The sequence below is a fragment of the Rossellomorea oryzaecorticis genome, assembly GCF_045897515.1.
GTDB lineage: Bacteria > Bacillota > Bacilli > Bacillales > Bacillaceae_B > Rossellomorea > Rossellomorea enclensis.
Genome location: NZ_JBJOSA010000004.1, coordinates 240,150 through 259,289, shown reverse-complemented (window position 1 = coordinate 259,289; position 19,140 = coordinate 240,150). Strand labels below are relative to the sequence as shown.

Genomic DNA, 19,140 nt, shown 5'->3' with positions numbered 1-19,140 from the left:
AATGGATTTTGATCAACTGAAGCAGGATATCATAGAATACAGCAAGGAAATCGGTATAGATAAAATTGGATTCACTACTGCCAATACCTTTTCTGAAATGAAAAACAGGCTGATCCGGCAGGAGATGCTTGGTTATCAATCAGGCTTTGAAGAAAAGGATATCGAGAAACGGGTCGATCCATCCCTTATATTCGACGGACCCAAATCGATCATCGCCATTGCCCTTGCCTATCCTTCCAGGATGAAGGATGCCCCTCAAAGCAAGCGCGGAGAACGGCGAGGCATTTTCTGCAGGGCTTCATGGGGTGCTGATTACCATCATGTGCTGCGGGACCGTCTTGCTAAATTGGAAGATTATATCGTTTCACGCATTCCGGAGGCCCGCTTTAAGTCGATGGTCGATACAGGAGAACTTGTGGACCGTGCTGTTGCCGAACGTGCGGGGATCGGATGGAGCGGAAAGAATTGTTCTATCATCACCCCTGAATTCGGTTCCTATGTGTATCTTGGGGAAATGGTGACGAATCTTCCTTTTGAACCGGATGAACCGATGGAGGATCAGTGCGGGACATGCAATAAATGTGTGGATGTCTGTCCGACAGGGGCTTTGATCGAAGGCGGACAGCTGGATGCACAGAAATGCATCGCTTTTTTAACGCAGACAAAAGGTTTCCTTGCCGATGAATACCGGGTGAAGCTTGGAAACCGGCTGTACGGCTGTGATACCTGCCAGACCGTCTGTCCCGAAAATAAAGGGAAGGACTTTCATTTCCATCAAGAAATGGAGCCGGATCCGGAAATTGCGAAGCCTTTGTTAAAACCGCTGCTCACGATCAGCAACCGTGAATTCAAGGAAAAGTACGGTCACGTTTCCGGTTCATGGAGAGGAAAGAAGCCGATTCAGCGGAATGCCATCCTTGCGCTTGCTCATTACAAAGACGAGACTGCTGTTGAAGATTTGATAAATGTGATGAAAAACGATGTTCGACCGGTCATGCGCGGCACCGCTGCGTGGGCTCTCGGGAAAATCGGTGGAGCCGAAGCGGAAAAAGCATTACTGGCAAATCAGTCGGTTGAAACAGATGACGAGGTCTTGGCTGAAATTGAAAAGGGCATGCGGATGCTTGCACCTGATGCGGGAAAAGGATAAATCCAATGGAAGGTTGGATTTATCCTTTTTTGTTGTGAAAAAGGCGTTTCCCTCATAGAAATGAAAAGAGGAGGGAAGACGATGATCAGAAAATTGCTGATGGATACGATCAACGATGTTATCAGTGAATATACAACGAGGGGACTGTCCCATTTTCAGCATGATAAAGTAAAGCGGAAGAAAGAATCGTGCGAAAACAGGCATGCGGAAATCGTCAAAGTGGAAGCGGAAGGTAAAGTAAAAGAGGTATCCACACAACCCGATGAAACCCAGACAGTCCTGTATGATGTTCATTATAAATATTTAGTGAAACAAGGATCGTTCATTTATTTGGAAGAAGAAGTGGAAAATCGGCGGGCGGTGTATTATGACGGACGGATTTACAGTGATGAAGAAGAGACAGCAGCGGTTGATCAGGCAGTTACCACTGAAGAAAATTCCCTCACGGACGAGGACGGTGAAAGGGTCACATATCAGTACAATCGGCTAAAGGCTGTTCAATATGCAGAGAAATGGTGGAATACGTACAATCCCGCTTACCGGAAGTTCGAGAATGACTGTACGAATTATATTTCTCAGTGCCTGCATGCCGGTGATGCACCGATGAGGGGATACCCTTCGCAGGGAAAAGGGTGGTGGATGAGGAACAACAGGTGGAGCTATAGCTGGACGGTGGCAAATTCGATGCGGCTGCATCTGCCCCAGTCCACAATCGGACTGAGGGCCAGGGAGGCAGAGGGTCCGCATAAACTGAAGCTGGGTGACGTCATCTGCTATGATTTCGAAGGAGACGGGCGCTTCGATCATACGACGATCGTCACAGGCCGTGATGCTGACGGCATGCCTCTTGTCAATGCTCATACCTTCAACAGCAGGATGAGGTATTGGAAGTATGAAGATTCCACAGCGTACACACCAAACATCAAATATAAGTTTTACACGATAGTGGATGATCGTTAAGTGTTGTCCTCCCGCTGATAAATGGTATAATGTCACATAGAGTTTTATGAATGAGGTGACATACATGGGAGTACATGTCGTACTATATCAACCAGAGATCCCGGCAAATACGGGAAATATCGCAAGGACGTGTGCAGCCACCGATACGACGCTGCATTTGATCCGTCCACTTGGGTTTTCAACAGATGATAAAATGTTGAAGCGGGCAGGGCTCGATTATTGGCAATATGTAAATATCGTTTACTATGATTCGCTTGATGAATTTTTTGAGAAGAATGAAGGCGGCGAGTTCTTCTACCTGACCAAATATGGAAAGATCCCGCACTCGAATTTTGATTACAGTGTCGAAGATAAGGACTATTACTTCATCTTCGGAAGGGAAACGACGGGACTGCCGGATGACGTGATCCAAAATAACCTGGATCGTGCCCTGAGGATTCCAATGAATGAAAATGTCCGTTCACTGAACCTCTCAAATACGGCTGCCATCCTGATTTATGAAGCCTTAAGGCAGCGTGATTATCCGGGTCTTCATAGGGAATTGCCGAAATGATAAGGGAGGAATGAGAATCAAATGATTTTCATTCCTTTTTTTAATTGGCTTATACTATAGGTAATGAAGTTAGGAGGAGTACATAATGAACCAGACAATTGAGACCATCTTAAATCATCGTTCGGTCCGTCAGTTTAAAAATGAGGCGCTGTCCGACGAGCAGATACGGACCATCGTCCAAAGCGCACAGGCAGCAAGTACGTCGAGCTATATTCAGGCATACACCATCATCGGTGTGAAGGATCCCGTTAAAAAGAAAAAACTGGCCGAGATTGCAGGCAATCAGAGCTATGTAGAGGAGAATGGCCACTTCTTCGTGTTCTGTGCGGACTTGTACAGGCATGAGAATATCGGAAGATGGGAAAATTCTGATGTGATCCACTCATTGGAAAGTACAGAGAAATTCATGGTGGCACTGATCGATGCCTCACTTGCCGCCCAGAACGCTTCGATTGCAGCCGAATCAATGGGGATGGGCATCTGCTATATTGGGGGCATCCGCAACGATTTGGAAGCAGTGAGTGAAGTGCTGGAGCTTCCAGATCGTGTGATTCCGCTATTCGGACTGGCAGTAGGATATCCGGCGGGGGATTCAAGCGTCAAGCCGCGCCTCCCGATGGGGGCCGTCTATCATGAAGATGGGTATAATGCTGATGAAGCAGGAATGAGAGCTGAACTCGACCGTTATGATGAAACGATTTCTTCCTATTATCATGAGCGCACCGGCGGCAAACGATCCGACCGATGGACCGGTCAGATGGCGAAGATGCTGTCAGGGAAGAAGAGAATGTATATGAAGGAATTCGTCCAGAGGCGCGGGTTTGATAAGCGATAATCTGTGATCTAATTGCAGACCGTTTGTGAAGTTGGAAACAAAACAGGGAAAGTTGAAAATAAGTTCCATGAAGTTGAAAACAAATACGTCGAGGCTGAAAATAAACAACTTTTAAAAGTAAACGTCTTTATCTACTGGTTCTCTACTTGTTTAAGCGACTGTTTGCCCATAATTGAGTGTTTCGATCAAAAAACCCCGGGAAAGCGTGAGCTTTCCCGGGGTTTTTTGTAACTTAGTTTGAACCTGGCTTGTCGTTATATCCAGCAGTGAAGATTGCTGTAAGGAATGCCGCAGTCACACCTAAAATAATGATTGTACCCATAATTGGTAAACCTCCAGTTTCATATTCCACAGTCTGTCTTTAGTATAGCCTATTTTTTCAAAGTTGTGAATGAAAGTGGAATATTTTTGTTACAAATTCATTAACTTCAAAAGGGAGATTAATCAGAACTTCTTAACATTTTAGAGTGAACAAGCGCATACAGTATATTAATCGTCTCTCATTAAGCGACAGGGGGAGGTCCATATGGATATTTTAAAAAAAGTTGAACATTACCGCGAAGAAGAAGTGAAACTGAAATGGGAAGGGACGTTTGCTCAGTACCTGGAATTGTTGAAGGAAAAGCCTTGGATTGGTCAATCAGCTCACTCTAGAGTCTACAATATGATCAAGGATGCTGGAGTCGAAGAAGTAGATGGGAAACGACGATATAAATTCTTCAGCAATCAGTTATTTGGCTTAGAAGAGGCGCTGGAAAGACTTGTAGAAGAATATTTTCATCCTGCTGCGAAACGGCTGGATGTCAGAAAGAGGATTCTGTTGTTGATGGGGCCGGTCAGTGGAGGTAAATCGACGCTTGTATCCATGCTGAAACGCGGTTTGGAACAGTATTCCCGGACAGACAGGGGAGCTATTTTTGCCATAAAGGGATGTCCGATGCATGAAGATCCGCTTCATTTGATCCCTCAGCATTTACGTGAGGATTTCCATAAGGAATACGGCATCCGTATCGAAGGGAATCTTTCACCGCTGAATACAATGAGGCTTGAACAGGAGTATCAGGGAAGGATCGAGGATGTCCAGGTAGAGAGGGTCTTCTTCTCGGAAGACAAACGTGTCGGAATCGGTACGTTCAGCCCATCCGATCCGAAGTCCCAGGATATTGCCGATTTGACGGGAAGCATCGACTTCTCGACGATCGCTGAATACGGTTCCGAATCAGATCCGCGTGCCTACCGTTTTGATGGTGAGCTGAATAAAGCAAACCGCGGGCTGATGGAGTTCCAGGAAATGCTGAAGTGTGACGAGAAATTCTTATGGCACTTATTATCCCTCACTCAGGAAGGGAATTTTAAAGCGGGACGATTTGCACTGATTTCTGCGGATGAGCTGATCGTGGCGCATACCAATGAAACAGAGTACCGGTCATTCATTTCTAATAAGAAAAACGAGGCATTGCACTCGCGTATCATCGTAATGCCGGTTCCATATAATCTGAAAGTGACCCAGGAAGAGAAGATTTATGAAAAGATGATCGGGGAAAGTGACGTCTCGAACGTCCACGTTGCGCCGCATACGATGCGCGTCGCAGCGATGTTCACCATCTTGACCCGGTTGAAAGAACCGAAGCGCGGCGACATTGACCTGATCAAGAAAATGCGGCTGTACGACGGGGAAAGTGTGGAGGGCTTCAACTCCGCAGATGTCGATGAAATGAAGAAAGAATACCAGGATGAGGGAATGAGCGGAATCGATCCGCGTTATGTGATCAATCGGATTTCATCTACGATCATTCGTAAAGAGATACCGACCATTAACGCGCTTGATGTCCTGAGGGCCCTTAAGGAAGGTTTGGATCAGCATCCATCCATAACAAATGAGCTTAGGGAAAGATATCTGAATTTCATTTCGCTTGCCAGAAAAGAATACGATGACATTGCGAAGAAAGAAGTTCAGAAAGCATTTGTGTATTCATATGAAGAATCAGCTAAAACGCTTATGGACAATTACCTGGATAATGTCGAGGCTTACTGCAACAAAGCGAAGCTTCATGATCCACTGACCGGTGAAGAAATCAATCCGGATGAAAAGCTTATGAGGTCGATCGAGGAGCAAATCGGCATTTCTGAAAATGCGAAAAAAGCGTTCCGTGAAGAGATCTTGATCCGCATCTCGGCCTATGCGCGCAAAGGAAAGCGGTTCGACTATAATTCACACGACCGCCTCCGTGAAGCAATCCAGAAAAAGCTGTTTGCCGACCTGAAGGATGTCGTCAAGATCACCACATCCACCAAGACGCCGGATGAACAGCAGCTCAAAAAAGTCAACGAAGTCGTCGCCCGCCTCATCGACGAGCACGGCTACAACTCAACATCAGCCAACGAACTGCTCCGCTACGTCGGAAGCCTGCTGAACAGATAACAACTCGATGCAAAGAACAAGACTAGGACATAAAGGTTTTAGTCTAAGTAAACCCGAACTAATTTGCCTCTTAAAATGCAAATTAGTTCGGGTTTTTAGTTTTGTTAGTATGTACAATTAAGTTTCAGCTCTTTCCAGCGGTTGATTGGAGTGCAAGACGAAGACTCCTGCGGGAAGAGTAGCTTATGTGAGACCCCGCAGGCTTGCCGAGGAGGCTCACGGGCTACCCGCGGAAAGCGTAGTCTTGCACGGAAATCATTAGCGGAGTTTAAGAAGGGGATTGTTTATTATCTAAAGGAGAAGGGAAATGTAAGATAAGAGGTGATACACAATGACCAAAAAACAAGAAGTGGACAAAAAACAGGAACTCGATAAAAACTATGAACCGGACAACGGATCCATGGCCCATGACATGGAAGAGATGGAGCAGCTCGGAAAGCAGATGGACAGGCTCCGTACGAACGAGGAATTGAAAGAAGACGACAAACAACCAGATCCTGTTCAATATAAAGAAAAAGATAAATAGCGGAAATATTGACAGAAAAATCAGAATAAAATACAATGTAGATAGATAGAGCCGGGACCATCTCTCATAGGAAAGCAGGTGAAGGGCATGCCTTCAAAACCTCAGCCTCATGAAGAACCGGTACCTTTTAACGGAACCATGGCCTCCAATATGGAGGAACTGATCAAGTTGGGAAAGCAAATGGAGAAATTGCGTTCCAGCGGAGAATTGAAGAGCAATAACCGAATACAAGATCCGGCTCAATACGAAGAGGATTAAGATGAACTGACCAGGGGAAAACACCTGGTTATTTTTTATGTATCCGCATAGAGGCGTGCTCAGCCGAATATAATAGGAGACTTACGAATAAAGTAGTCATTGAATCTATTTTCTCAACTTACATATGGAGGGAAGATTTATAAATATATCAAGCTATTCATTTCCATAAAAAACAGGCTCGTCCAATTTCAAAAAGAACCTTTAATTGTCGAAATTATTTGTAAATTTATCGATACTTCTGCATAGGATAGAGTAATCCCCGATTCATCCTTTTTAAAGGGGAAATTGTCAGTAGATTAGGCAGTCAACATAGTGTATGCACCGTAAAGAAAAAGTGTGAAAAAATTTTTTAAGGAGGGAAAAAGTTTGAGCCAAATGGATAATCATCAGTTTGTCATTTCCAAGGAAGATTGGGCCCTCCACCGCAAAGGTCACGATGATCAGCAAAGACATCAAGAGAAAGTACAGGATGCAATAAGAAATAATTTACCTGATCTGATCACTGAAGAAAACATCATTATGTCCAATGGCCGTGATGTCGTCAAAATTCCGATCCGTTCGTTAGATGAGTATAAAATACGTTACAACTACGATAAAAACAAACATGCAGGACAGGGAGACGGCGACAGTCAAGTTGGAGATGTAATTGCCAGAGATGGTTCCCAACAGCAAAAAGGTCCCGGGAAAGGGCAGGGAGCAGGAGATAAAGCAGGAGAAGACTATTATGAAGCAGAAGTGTCCCTTATGGAAATTGAGGATGCGCTATTCAGTCAGTTGGAACTTCCGAACCTGAAAAGGAAAGAGCAGGATGTCCAGACCGTGGAACATATTGAATTCAATGATATTCGTAAAACGGGACTTATGGGGAATATTGATAAGAAGAAAACGATGATGTCTGCATTTAAGAGGAATGCCATGAAAGGTGCCCCGAGTTTTCATCCGATTATAACCGAAGATTTGAAATTCAGAACGTGGAATGAAGTATTGAAGCCTGAATCCAAAGCAGTCGTTTTAGCGATGATGGATACAAGCGGAAGTATGGGCGTTTGGGAAAAGTATATGGCCAGAAGTTTCTTTTTCTGGATGACGCGGTTCTTAAGGACGAAATATGAGACCGTAGAAATTGAGTTCATTGCTCACCATACTGAAGCGAAGGTCGTCTCGGAAGAACATTTCTTCTCAAAAGGAGAAAGCGGCGGGACGATTTGTTCATCAGCCTACAGAAAAGCGCTGGAACTTGTTGATGAGAAATACAACCCATCACGTTACAACATTTATCCTTTCCATTTCTCGGATGGAGACAATTTAACTTCTGACAATGTACGCTGCGTCAAGCTTGTTGAAGAGTTAATGAAGGTATCCAGCATGTTTGGATATGGTGAAGTTAATCAGTATAACCGTCACTCAACCCTCATGTCCGCTTACAAAAACATCAAGAATGAAGACTTCCGTTATTATATCCTCAAGCAAAAAGCCGATGTATTCCATGCCATGAGAAGCTTCTTCAAGAAAGAAGAAGAAAAAGCATACGCGTGATAAAAACCAGCCGGAAAGGCTGGTTTTTAGCTTTTTGAGGATGATGTTCCGTTACCTGTAAAAAAACAGTACTCTTTTGCAAAGGTTTGATGCTAAAATGGGGATAGGAGTATTATTTCTAGTTTAATATGGCTCTTTTAAGGGTGATGTTTTAAACGGGCCTAAAATATATAGATATGGTGAGGTTTAGAATGATAAACGAATCAACGCAAATCCATGAGCTAAAAGATGAAATCGCCAGACTGAAAAAACGACTGGAAGAATCTGAGGAATTAATCAAGGATATCTCAGCTCCCATCATACCATCCATCGTCCCTGAAACCATTCTTGTCCCGATTACCGGCCGCCTTTTACCAGAGCGTTTCGAGATGATCATCACAAGGATCCTGAACGTCTCTTACCAGGAGGAGATCAATACGATCATCATAGACTTCTCTGCCATTACAGAAAAAGAGATCTGTGAATTGGAAGTGTTCGGCACATATATCGAAAATATGGCAAGAGCCATTTCCCTGATGGGTATAGAAGTCATTTTTGTCGGGTTCAACCCGTCCCTTACGCAGATCATAGTGAATTCCGGTGTGCAGCAGATCCTGGAAGTGAAAAGCTTCCTTTCATTCAGGACGGCTCTTCAATATTTAATGAAACAAAAAGGAATTACATTTCAAAGTATCAATGATTAATCGGCCAGCCCAAGGGGTTGGTTTTTTTATTTGTACTCCACCAGCCGGGTTTTCCAAAAGTAAGAATAAAAGGAGATTGGAACATGGAAGTCGAATTATAGCAATGTAAAAAAATAAAAATAAAGAGGGGTTTCATGGAATATATCTATGTATTAAAGCTGATTCCGCGCTTATTTAAACAAGAAAATTGGACTGCTGAAGATGAAAATTTCGTAACGGCACATTTCGAAAGACTAAAGAAGTTCAGAGACCAAGGTACAGTCATCTTAGCCGGCAGAACATTGAATGAGGAAGAACATGCCTTTGGTATTGTTGTGTTTGAAGCGGAAAATGAAGAAGAGGCCGAAGAATTTATGAAGGAAGATCCGGCTGTGAAAAATGGAATCATGACAGGCGAGTTATACCCGTACCGGGTTGCATTGCTGAAGGAATAATCACGTGTAAGGAGAATAAAGATGGAAAAATGGATAGAAGAATTATTCAGTGTGGAACTCCTGGAAAAAGCGGCCGGGAAATTCGGATGCGAAGCTTCCAGGGCAAAGAAGCTTGGAGACTTTGAAAACTATGTATATGAGGTGCATAAAGGAGATACGCCTTACATATTAAGATTGACTCACAGTTCACACCGGTCAGGCATCGATGTTGAAGCTGAACTGAGATGGGTGAATTATCTGCATGAAAACGGTGTGAATGTCTCACTTGCCAATCGTTCACGTGAAGGAAGATTAGTAGAAAAGCTGGAAGCAGGCGATACCTGCTTTTATGTATGTTTATTTGATAAAGCACCCGGAAAACCGGTGAGGGTCAATGATCCCCTGTTTGATGAAGCCCTGTTTAAAGAATGGGGTAGGGTAACCGGGAAAATGCACAGGCTCACGAAAGAATATAAAGCTGGGGAATACCAGAGGGAACGCTGGGACGAAGATGATATACTCAGCTATTCAAAGTACCTTACTCAAGAAGACGCTGTGATTATTGAGAAAGCAGAAAAGAACAAAAAGGAGCTGCAAAAGCTGGATGAGACCCCGGAAATCTTCGGTATCATCCATTCTGATATCCACTCAGGCAACTTTTTTTATCATGATGGAGAGATGCACGTGTTTGACTTTGATGACAGCATGCAGTTCTTCTTCATGAGTGATTTAGCAATACCCCTCTATTATTCTGTATGGTGGAAACATGGAAAAGGGAATCTTCGGGAGAGATCCGAATTTGGAGAGACGTTTTTAAAAGCTTTTCTAAATGGATACCTCGAAGAGAATTCAGTTGATGAAAAAATGATTGCCCGTCTTCCTTCATTTTTATCATTGAGGGATTTTACCCTTTACTCGGTTTTCCATAAAAAATGGGATCTGACCAATTTATCAGAAGCCGAGGAGTCATTGCTGTCAGGATTGAAAGAAAGGCTGTTGAACGATGAACCGATTGTGAGTCTTGATTACCAGGCAATTCTCACACAGGCGAAAGGATAAAGGGATGATTTGGGCACTGCTGGTGACGGGTGGCGTGATCGGTCTTCTCGTCCGGCTGACAAGGAAAACCTTTAAAAGCGGGTACGGCTTATCCCAGGATCTGTTTGATCAGCCGCAATACATCAAGACCTGTGCACACTGTCATAAAAAACTGCCGAAAGAGTATAAGAAAACGCTGTGTCCCCATTGTGGAAAGCTGACAGAATAGGAAAATCGCTTAGACCCTGCGGCAATGAGCGCTTCAGGGTCTTTTTTTACGGAGAGAAGAAAGTCTGGTATGATTCTAAAAGACAAAAGTGAAAGACAGAGGTGAAGCTCATTGGAGAAAACGATTGGATTCATCGGCTGCGGCAATATGGCCCAGGCCATATTAGGCGGAATCCTGAAGGCTGACATAGTTGATAGAAGTGCCGTCATGACAAGTGCGAGGACGGCTGCAACACGTAAGGAAGTCGAGAAAAAATTTCAGGTTGAATGTACAGAGGATAACCTGGCTGTAGCAGGTTTCTCGGATGTTTTATTCCTTTCCATCAAACCGGACCAGTATGAGAAGGTTATTGCAGAAATAAAAGATGAAATAAAAGAAGATGTCATCATCGTGACGATTGCTGCCGGGATCACCCTGGACTGGATGGAAGCCCGGTTTGGCAAAGCGGTCAAGGTTGTGCGTACGATGCCAAATACCCCTTCTTTGGTAGGGGAAGGAATGACGGCTTATTGTGTGAATGACCGGCTGACCCACAAGGAATTGAATGAGGTTTACACCATATTAGGAAGCTTCGGGAAAGCTGAGTCGGTTGAAGAGAGTTTGATGGATGCGATCCCTGCGGTCAGCGGATCTTCCCCTGCCTATGTATTCATGTTCATTGAAGCACTCGCAGATGGCGCGGTCCTTCAAGGGATTCCAAGAAAACAAGCGTACAAAATGGCAGCGCAGGCTGTTCTCGGTGCTGCCAAAATGGTGCTGGAGACAGGCACACATCCAGGTGAATTGAAAGATGCTGTCTGCTCTCCCGGCGGCGCTACGATTGAAGCAGTTGCTGCCCTTGAGAAAAATGGATTCAAAGGCTCCATTTTGGCCGCCATGGAAGCATGCGGAAGAAAATCGACATCGTTAGGCGGATAAAAAAACAAAGCCCGTTTCTCCATTGCTTAAGCAGGGATGGACGGGCTTTGTTTAATTCGTACGGAATTCTGCTGTAAGGGAAGCGGTCACCCCGATCTGGCCGGGCTGCAGGCTGGTGCTTTCTTCAGCAGCTTTAACGAAGGCAGCGGGGGCAAATACCGTTTCGGCAAAAACCCCATGCTCCGTAATGGATTTAGGATAAGGGTTCAATTGCTGATGAGATTGACCCGCCAGTGTGCGCGCTTTCTCATATGCTTTTTGATAAGCAGAAGCGAGCGCCTGCCTGTAGGCAGCGGCAGGGGCAGAATTTACAAACTGAATATTTTCAACACGATTCGCGCCGCTCTTTATGGCATCATCGATGATTTTCCCGAGAGTGTCTACATTGTTCACGGTGATCCTGAAAACATGCCGTACCTCATAACCTGTAAAGACCTGCTTTCCGTCTTCGTAATTATATTGTGGGAAAATCTGATAGCCCGACGTCTGGATGTCCTTTTCAGGAATCCCATTCCCTCTCAGTGATTGCACAACCCGGCTGGAAATTTGCCGGTTTTGGTCCTGTGCCTCTTCAAGGTCCTCGCTCTTTGTAACGATACCGATCGAAATAATTGCCTGATCAGGGTCTACATAGATTGTATGCTCCCCGGTGACCCTGATTGTTCCTGATCTGTTTTCTGCACCTGTTCGAAAATAAGAAGGGTACGAGTACATCGTCATCGCCTACACACATGTGAAGGACTGGATGTTATCCAAGTCAATTCCGAAGTACACCCATCTCCATCCGATCCATCTCCATCCTGCAATGGATCGCCGGCCGATAAATACAGGATAAAACCAGAATTGATCTCTTCGCAGCCAAATATACGTGTAGCGGAACAGGCAGCGCCGGATTGCACCGGGATCTACAGCCCACACGCTCGGCCCGCCCTGCGCTGCAGTCATCTGCGGTGTGAAGTTCGGCGGAGGTCCCGGCGGAGGCTGCTGACTCCCCTGATTCCCCCCGCCCGGCGCTCCTCCTGGCGGCGGTGCGCTTGGCGGACCGCCAGGGAAACCGCTGCCGGGGCTTCCTCCTGGAAAACCGGGGAATCCAGGGAATAGTTGTCTATCGTCGTACATGGAAAAACCTCCTCATAAACGGATTCACCATAGTCTATGAGGAGGATATCTGGGCGTGCGTGTCTATCAGTTACCGGGAAGGGATCTCTTTTCAGCTAAAAGCTGTCTCCATAACCTTTTTTAATGTCCCTGATGAGTGTTCGAATTGCTGCCGTTCTTTTTCATTCAGCGGAAGCTCTACCACTTTACGGACCCCTTCACGGTTGATGATCGCCGGGACACCGATATAAACGTCATCCTGGCCGTATTCTCCCTGGAGAAGGGATGAAACGGTGAGGATGCTGTTCTCATTATTGAAAATTGCCCGGGTGATGCGGGCAAGTCCCATCGCGATTCCGTAATAAGTTGCACCTTTCCGTTCAATGATGTGATAAGCTGCATCCCTTACATTGAGGAAAATTTCATCTAACTTATTTTGGATATCCTCATTCTCCATATCAATCAATTCGCTTAAATGGCTTGCACCGATTGTAGTATGGCTCCATACCGGAAATTCTGTATCGCCGTGTTCACCCATAATATATGCATGAATATTCCGGGTGTCGATGTCAAAGTGTTCCCCGACCAGGTAGCGGAGCCTGGCCGTATCCAGAATTGTCCCGGAACCGATGACCCTTTCTTTCGGAAGTCCGGAGAATTTCCAGGTTGCATAAGTAAGGATATCGACAGGGTTTGTGGCAACAAGGAAAATCCCGTTAAATCCGCTCGCCATTACCTGATCCACGATCCCTTTAAAAATCTTTATGTTTTTCTCTACTAAATCAAGGCGGGTTTCACCAGGCTTTTGATTCGCTCCCGCCGTGATCACCACAAGGTCCGCGTCCTGACAATCACTGTAATCACCGGCGTGGATCTTCATAGGGGACTCGAATGCAAGACCGTGATTAAGATCGCGGGCGTCCCCGTCCGCTTTATCCTTATTCATATCGATTAACACGAGTTCATGGGCAATCCCCTGATTCAATAGGGCAAAAGCATAGCTTGAGCCGACAAATCCAGTGCCGATAAGGGCCACCTTGTTTGTACATTTGATTGTCATTCTTCATCACACACCTAACGTTTAGGAAGTTTTAAATAATTTGATTGGGAATTAAATATTTGTGAATCATTTCACAAACTAATGATAACATGAAAGTCTACCATATTCTACTTCTAACCAATGAAGAAAATACTTAAACAGAAGAAAACAATGAACCTTTCACACGATTGTCAAAAAATGCAGTCTGAAGGATTTCTGCCTCTGTTCAGTGAATATATACATGAAGAAAGAGGTGTCAGTAATGGAACGAACCAATGGCCGCATTAAAATCCGCCCCATTAAAGAAGAAGATAAATATATCATAAAGAAATGGCTGTCCGATCCTGAGGTGCTTCAATTTTATGAGGGAAGGGACCGTCCTTTTACCCTGGAAATGGTTGAAGAGAAATTTATGAAAGGGAGCCCACCCGTATCCAGATGCATCGTGACTTTTGAAGACCGGGAGATAGGGTATCTTCAATATTATCCCATAGATGAGGAAGAGCAAGATAAATATGGATACAGCCAATCACAGGAGGTCATTTACGGGACCGATCAGTTCATCGGTGAATTCGCCCTATGGAATCAGGGTATCGGAACGTTGATGATCAATGAGGTGAAAAAATACCTGATTGAAACAAAAGGTGCCGACCGCCTCGTCATGGACCCAATGGTTTGGAATGAACGTGCCATAAAATGCTACGAAAAATGCGGCTACAGAAAAGTTAAGATCCTGCCGCAAAATGAACTTCATGAAGGAGACTGGCATGATGCCTGGCTCGTCGAGTATAGGCCGGAGAAGAAAAAGATATGGGCTGAATCGGTTGAAGAGAGGATAAAACAAGGTATCAAACTTAGGGATGGGGGGAATATCCAGGCTTCGATAGAGCTTTTTAAAATGTTGATAGAGAAAGAACCTCGTAATGCCGGCATTCATTATCAATGTGCCTGGAGCCATGATGCCCTCGGAAAGGAAAGAGAGGCAATCCCATATTATGAAAAAGCTATAACGCTCGGTTTAAATGAAAGCGAACTCCAGGGGGCATACCTGGGGCTCGGCAGCACCTACCGTACATTGGGCGAATATGAACATGCAAAACAGGTTCTATTGAATGGGATGGAAAGGTTCCCGGATCACAATGCCCTCAAACTCTTTTACAGTATGACATTACACAATACTAACGAGCATAGTGAGGCTATGGGAATTCTACTGAACTTATTGGCAGAAACCTCTGCAGACAAAACCATTCAGTCTTACCGGAAAGCGATTGAATTTTATGCCGGGCAGCTCGATAGGGTATGGGAACAGTAAAAAGATGAAACCTTTCTTCTTTGATTTCGTATTATTTACTAACAATGATAGGAGGGGTCTTCTTGGGGCTGACTTTAATACTAGTTATCACCGGTACCATGCTCGGCTTTACGGTTTACCTGATTAATAAATCTTATCTAAGATGGCTTCACGGCAATAAGGGGCTGGATCTTCATAGTAAAGAAGTAGAATGCCCCAATTGCCGCAGACTGACGAAACGGCAGAAGAGAGCTCAGGAGTGCTCACATTGTTATACAAGTTTCTAAGAAAAGAAGTGAAAACATGCCAACCACCATCTATTTTGTCCGACACGCCCATTCTGTCTATACCCCGGAGGAGCTGGAGAGGCCGCTCTCCGAAAGAGGAAAACGCGATGCAGCCCGGGTTACGGGCATCCTGAAAGACAAGAATCTCCATGCGGTCTGTTCAAGCCCATATAAAAGGGCCATTGAAACAGTAGAGGGCACAGCCTCCTTTTTCAATAAAAAAATCGATATCTATGAAGATTTGAAAGAAAGACAGCTTTCCGGTGAACCAGTGGAAGACTTTTCGCAGGCCATCCTGAAAGTGTGGAAGGAACCTGAATTTTCTTTCCCCGGGGGTGAATCCAACAGAGAAGCCCAGAAAAGGGGTATACAAGATTTCCTTGAAATCTTGGAAAGATATGAAGGCAAAAACGTAGCAATCGGCACACACGGCAACATCATGGTCCTCATCATGAACCACTTCGATCCTCAATATGACATTGAATTCTGGCAGAAGCTTGAAATGCCTGATATCTATAAACTTACCTTTGAAGGAAAATCTCTGCTCGGAGTGGAAAGAGTGCTGGATTAAAAGGCAAGCTGAAGACAAATAAAGAAGCCGATACAAAAGCGTTTCTTATCAAAGTAAAACCCGAACTAATATACCTATTAGCAGGTAATTTAGTTCGGGTTTTTTAGATTTTTACAGCGTTTGATTGGAGTGCAAGACGTAGACTCCTTGCAGAGCTTTAAAAAGTATTAATCGCGATTCTATTTAATGCGGCAGGAACGCCAATTGATAGAAAAATAATACCGCAAAGATATATACAAGCGGATGTACCTGCCTCCATTGTCCTTTAACCACTTTCAACAGTGGATAGGAGATGAATCCAAGCGCAATCCCAGTCGCGATGCTTGATGTCAGAGGCATGCTCAGGATGATCAGGAAAGCAGGGAACGCTTCGTCCAGCTCATCCCATTTAATATGGGAGATGCTTCCCATCATCAAACTTCCGACAATGATGAGAGCAGGGGCCGTAATGGCCGATATCCCGGAAACCGCGCTTACGAGCGGGCCGAAGAAGGCGGAAACAATGAATAGAATCGATACCGTCAGCGTCGTCAACCCTGTCCGTCCTCCTGCGGAAACACCGGCGGAAGACTCGATATAAGCTGAAGTCGGACTTGTACCGAACATGGCCCCGATCGTCGTTGCCACAGAGTCTGCAAGCAGTGCTTCACGCGCCCTTGGCAATTGATTGCCCTTCATCAGACCAGCCTGCTGGGCAACCCCGATCATCGTGCCGGTCGTATCAAATATGGTCACAAGCAGGAAGGAGAATACGACTGCATACAAACCGTATTGAACCACATCTGCAAAAGCGGTGACCGGATTGCTGATGATCAGTCCTTCCGGAAGATGAGGGATGGCGAAGATCCCTTTGTCAAAAGAAAGGTCACCTGTGAAATAGGCAATGAAAGCTGTCACAATCATTCCGATGAATAGTGCTCCATGTACGTTCAGCACCATAAGCACAAGCGTCACAGCCAATCCTGCAAGGGCAAGGAGCGCAGAATGTGAATGCAGATCCCCGAGCTTTACTAAATTGGTAGGATGAGCTTCGATCAGTCCAGTCAGTCTTAAGCCGATGAAGGCGATGAACAGGCCGATACCAGCGGTGATCCCGTGTTTCAGATTCTGGGGGATCGCCTCGATTAATTTAGCACGGAATGGCGTCAATGAAAGAATGACAAATACGATACCTGCTACAAATACGGCAGAAAATGCTACCACATAAGAAATATCGGCATTGGCTCCGACAACCGAATAAGTGAAGTAAGCATTCAATCCCATACCCGGAGCAATCGCAATCGGATAGTTTGCAAATAACGCCATCCACAGCGTACCTGCGACAGCTGAAATAATCGTAGCCAGGAATACCTGATCAAACGGTACACCGGCATCTGCCAGGATGATCGGATTGACGATCACGATATATACCATGGTCAAGAACGTTGTCAAACCCGCCAATATTTCTGTTTTAGGGGTAGTGCCGTTCTCTTGTAATTTAAACATGTAAAAACCTCCATAAAAACGAACATTAAAAACACACAAATAATATAATATTCGGTATTAGGGTGAAATTCAATAGTTTAACTAAAAAAGAATAAAAAAATTATTTTGAAACCCCTTCCAAATAGATGGCTTTTTCGATAAGATGGTCTCAATTACAGAGATTAATTTGAAGGGAAAGGAGCGGTGTTAACGTGTATATGAAACTGCAAAACAAACCGATCTCCGAACAGATCGACCACATCACACGATCACTAGTCGCTCTTGAAAGTTATAATGGTACAGCCGGCGAAAGCAGGAAAGCTCATTATATATATGAAATTATCCGGTCATTTCCTTATTTCCAGAAGCATCCTGATAAAGTCTGGATGCAAAAGGTCCCCAATGACGGAATCGGCAGGCAGAATGTCTTTGCGCTCCTAGAAGGGGAATCGGCAAAAACTTTATTATTCCATGCACATTATGACACAGTCGGCACGGATGATTACGGTGCCCTGCAGGACATGGCCCATGATCCCGATTTCCTCCAGAAATTCTTTATGGACTATGAAGGGGAAGACATAGTGAGGGAAGATGCCCGTTCGGGCAATTGGCTGTTCGGAAGGGGATCGCTTGATATGCAAAGCGGGATTGCCGTCCACCTGGCCAATCTGCTTTATTTTTCCGAACAAAAGGAGCTCCCTAAGGGAAATCTTCTGTTCCTGTTCAATGGGGATGAGGAAAGTGAGCATGCAGGACTGATTGCAGCCTTGTCCGAACTCGACAGGCTGAAAGGAGAAGGCTTCGACTATCTGGCGGCCGTCAATACCGATTTCATTTCACCTATTTATGATGGGGATTGCAAGAGATATATATACACCGGGGCGGCGGGTAAATTTCTGCCGGGCTTCTACATCTATGGAAGGGAAGCGCATGTCGGTGACGTATTGACGTCGATCGACCCGACGGCAATCGCTTCTAAAATCAATTTGGAAATTAATCAGAATCTTGATTTCGTAGAGAAAATTCCGGGTGAATTCACCCTCCCGCCGTCCTGTCTGTATTTTAAAGACGATAAGACGGCATATAATGTGCAGACACCGCTGAGTACATCGATTTATTTCAATTACTTTGTTTATGAAAAAACGGCCAGGGACGTTTTATACGTTATGAAAAAAGCAGCCATAAAAGCGGTGGAACAGCTTGAAATGAAGAGCAGGGAACAGTACGAGCACTACCGTACCTATCACGGTTTTCCTGAAAGAGAGCTGTCCTGGCATGTGGATGTTCTGACGCTGAGGGAATATATTTTCTGGTTGAAGGAGCGGGGGCTTGATCCGGATCCCGTCATGGAGGAAGTTTTTCGCAGGCATGAAGGGGTGGATCGACGGACGATTGCTTACAAAATGGTTGAAGCGCTTCAGCTTCTCGACCCGGACCGGACACCGAGAGTCATCATTTTCTTCGCTCCGCCATTTCTGCCGCATAACTATTTAAATGAAGAAAATGAGTACGGTAAGAAAGTGAAGGATATCCTGGAGGGCTGTCTGAATCAAATTTCACATGAGACAGGGGAAGAATTCGTAGTAAAACGCTTTTTCCCTTATCTTGCAGACGGCAGTTTTCTCTCCCTGCACGAGGAGGATGAAGATATAGAGGTCATCACGAAGAATCTGCCGATGATTGACGATCTCTATCCTGTCCCGATCGAAACAATCAGGAAGCTGAACATTCCTTCCATCAATATCGGCGTCTATGGTAAAGACGGTCATCAGTGGACGGAACGTGTCTATAAACCATACACTTTCTCCGTGCTGCCGGAGATCATCCAGAGAGTAACAAAGGATTTATTGAATATATAAAAAAGAGCCG

Annotated in this window: 21 protein-coding genes; 17 read left to right on the top strand and 4 right to left on the bottom strand. The window is 44.9% G+C overall.

What is annotated here, in order from left to right; translation table 11 throughout:
* The first annotated feature begins 1 nt into the window (after position 1).
* From queG to proC, 13 genes are all read left to right on the top strand, one after another.
* Positions 2 to 1,150, top strand: a complete 1,149-nt coding sequence (queG, locus tag ACKA06_RS07335) for a tRNA epoxyqueuosine(34) reductase QueG (RefSeq protein ID WP_411159358.1) — start codon at positions 2 to 4, stop codon at positions 1,148 to 1,150.
* A gap of 84 nt (positions 1,151 to 1,234) precedes the next feature.
* Positions 1,235 to 2,110: an amidase domain-containing protein gene (locus tag ACKA06_RS07330; RefSeq protein WP_318293702.1), complete on the top strand. Its 876-nt coding sequence runs from the start codon at positions 1,235 to 1,237 to the stop codon at positions 2,108 to 2,110.
* Positions 2,111 to 2,174: 64 nt separating this feature from the next.
* Entirely contained in the window at positions 2,175 to 2,663 is a 489-nt protein-coding gene (gene trmL, locus ACKA06_RS07325; protein WP_032089361.1) for a tRNA (uridine(34)/cytosine(34)/5-carboxymethylaminomethyluridine(34)-2'-O)-methyltransferase TrmL, read from the top strand.
* A gap of 85 nt (positions 2,664 to 2,748) precedes the next feature.
* Positions 2,749 to 3,498 (top strand): oxygen-insensitive NADPH nitroreductase, encoded by a 750-nt coding sequence (nfsA, locus tag ACKA06_RS07320; RefSeq protein WP_214873776.1) that lies wholly within the window; start codon positions 2,749 to 2,751, stop codon positions 3,496 to 3,498.
* Positions 3,499 to 4,024: 526 nt separating this feature from the next.
* Complete coding sequence (locus tag ACKA06_RS07315; RefSeq protein WP_032089359.1) at positions 4,025 to 5,920, top strand: PrkA family serine protein kinase; 1,896 nt, start codon at positions 4,025 to 4,027, stop codon at positions 5,918 to 5,920.
* Positions 5,921 to 6,251: 331 nt separating this feature from the next.
* Entirely contained in the window at positions 6,252 to 6,446 is a 195-nt protein-coding gene (locus ACKA06_RS07310) for a hypothetical protein (RefSeq protein WP_032089358.1), read from the top strand.
* An 87-nt stretch (positions 6,447 to 6,533) separates the two neighbouring features.
* A complete protein-coding gene (locus tag ACKA06_RS07305; protein WP_411159357.1) occupies positions 6,534 to 6,704 on the top strand; it encodes a multidrug ABC transporter ATPase in 171 nt (56 codons plus the stop codon).
* Positions 6,705 to 7,079: 375 nt separating this feature from the next.
* A complete protein-coding gene (gene yhbH / locus ACKA06_RS07300; RefSeq protein WP_411159365.1) occupies positions 7,080 to 8,240 on the top strand; it encodes a sporulation protein YhbH in 1,161 nt (386 codons plus the stop codon).
* 191 nt (positions 8,241 to 8,431) lie between these two features.
* The gene (locus ACKA06_RS07295) at positions 8,432 to 8,923 is read left to right on the top strand and encodes an STAS domain-containing protein (protein ID WP_032089356.1); all 492 of its coding nucleotides are present in this window, start codon (positions 8,432 to 8,434) and stop codon (positions 8,921 to 8,923) included.
* A 134-nt stretch (positions 8,924 to 9,057) separates the two neighbouring features.
* A complete protein-coding gene (locus tag ACKA06_RS07290) occupies positions 9,058 to 9,357 on the top strand; it encodes a YciI family protein (protein ID WP_032089355.1) in 300 nt (99 codons plus the stop codon).
* A 21-nt stretch (positions 9,358 to 9,378) separates the two neighbouring features.
* Positions 9,379 to 10,395 (top strand): phosphotransferase enzyme family protein, encoded by a 1,017-nt coding sequence (locus ACKA06_RS07285; RefSeq protein WP_411159356.1) that lies wholly within the window; start codon positions 9,379 to 9,381, stop codon positions 10,393 to 10,395.
* Positions 10,396 to 10,399: 4 nt separating this feature from the next.
* Entirely contained in the window at positions 10,400 to 10,603 is a 204-nt protein-coding gene (locus tag ACKA06_RS07280) for a hypothetical protein (RefSeq protein WP_032089353.1), read from the top strand.
* Positions 10,604 to 10,714: 111 nt separating this feature from the next.
* Positions 10,715 to 11,521 carry a pyrroline-5-carboxylate reductase gene (proC, locus tag ACKA06_RS07275; protein WP_214873782.1) on the top strand — a complete coding sequence of 269 codons (807 nt, stop codon included), beginning with the start codon at positions 10,715 to 10,717 and terminating at the stop codon, positions 11,519 to 11,521.
* Positions 11,522 to 11,572: 51 nt separating this feature from the next.
* Here the strand turns inward: proC and ACKA06_RS07270 are convergent, their stop codons facing one another.
* The 3 genes from ACKA06_RS07270 to ACKA06_RS07260 all read right to left on the bottom strand — a co-directional run bounded on the left by ACKA06_RS07270 (position 11,573) and on the right by ACKA06_RS07260 (position 13,679).
* Positions 11,573 to 12,241, bottom strand: a complete 669-nt coding sequence (locus ACKA06_RS07270; protein WP_198258373.1) for an SIMPL domain-containing protein — start codon at positions 12,239 to 12,241, stop codon at positions 11,573 to 11,575.
* A gap of 3 nt (positions 12,242 to 12,244) precedes the next feature.
* A complete protein-coding gene (locus tag ACKA06_RS07265) occupies positions 12,245 to 12,640 on the bottom strand; it encodes a collagen-like protein (protein WP_411159355.1) in 396 nt (131 codons plus the stop codon).
* A gap of 91 nt (positions 12,641 to 12,731) precedes the next feature.
* Entirely contained in the window at positions 12,732 to 13,679 is a 948-nt protein-coding gene (locus tag ACKA06_RS07260; protein ID WP_411159354.1) for an L-lactate dehydrogenase, read from the bottom strand.
* A gap of 241 nt (positions 13,680 to 13,920) precedes the next feature.
* On the opposite strand from ACKA06_RS07260, the gene ACKA06_RS07255 reads away from it, so the two are divergent.
* The 3 genes from ACKA06_RS07255 to ACKA06_RS07245 all read left to right on the top strand — a co-directional run bounded on the left by ACKA06_RS07255 (position 13,921) and on the right by ACKA06_RS07245 (position 15,807).
* Positions 13,921 to 14,970, top strand: coding sequence for a tetratricopeptide repeat protein (locus tag ACKA06_RS07255; RefSeq protein WP_411159353.1), 1,050 nt, complete (start codon positions 13,921 to 13,923; stop codon positions 14,968 to 14,970).
* A gap of 62 nt (positions 14,971 to 15,032) precedes the next feature.
* Complete coding sequence (locus ACKA06_RS07250) at positions 15,033 to 15,236, top strand: DUF2614 family zinc ribbon-containing protein (RefSeq protein WP_411159352.1); 204 nt, start codon at positions 15,033 to 15,035, stop codon at positions 15,234 to 15,236.
* Between the two features lie 16 nt (positions 15,237 to 15,252).
* Positions 15,253 to 15,807, top strand: a complete 555-nt coding sequence (locus ACKA06_RS07245) for a histidine phosphatase family protein (protein WP_032089349.1) — start codon at positions 15,253 to 15,255, stop codon at positions 15,805 to 15,807.
* 183 nt (positions 15,808 to 15,990) lie between these two features.
* On the opposite strand, the gene ACKA06_RS07240 is transcribed toward ACKA06_RS07245, so the two are convergent.
* Complete coding sequence (locus ACKA06_RS07240) at positions 15,991 to 17,292, bottom strand: NCS2 family permease (RefSeq protein ID WP_197670582.1); 1,302 nt, start codon at positions 17,290 to 17,292, stop codon at positions 15,991 to 15,993.
* A gap of 197 nt (positions 17,293 to 17,489) precedes the next feature.
* Here ACKA06_RS07240 and ACKA06_RS07235 point away from each other — a divergent pair, with 197 nt between their 5' ends.
* On the top strand, positions 17,490 to 19,130 hold the full coding sequence (locus tag ACKA06_RS07235; RefSeq protein ID WP_214874185.1) for a M20/M25/M40 family metallo-hydrolase: 1,641 nt from the start codon (positions 17,490 to 17,492) through the stop codon (positions 19,128 to 19,130).
* Positions 19,131 to 19,140 lie beyond the last annotated feature (10 nt).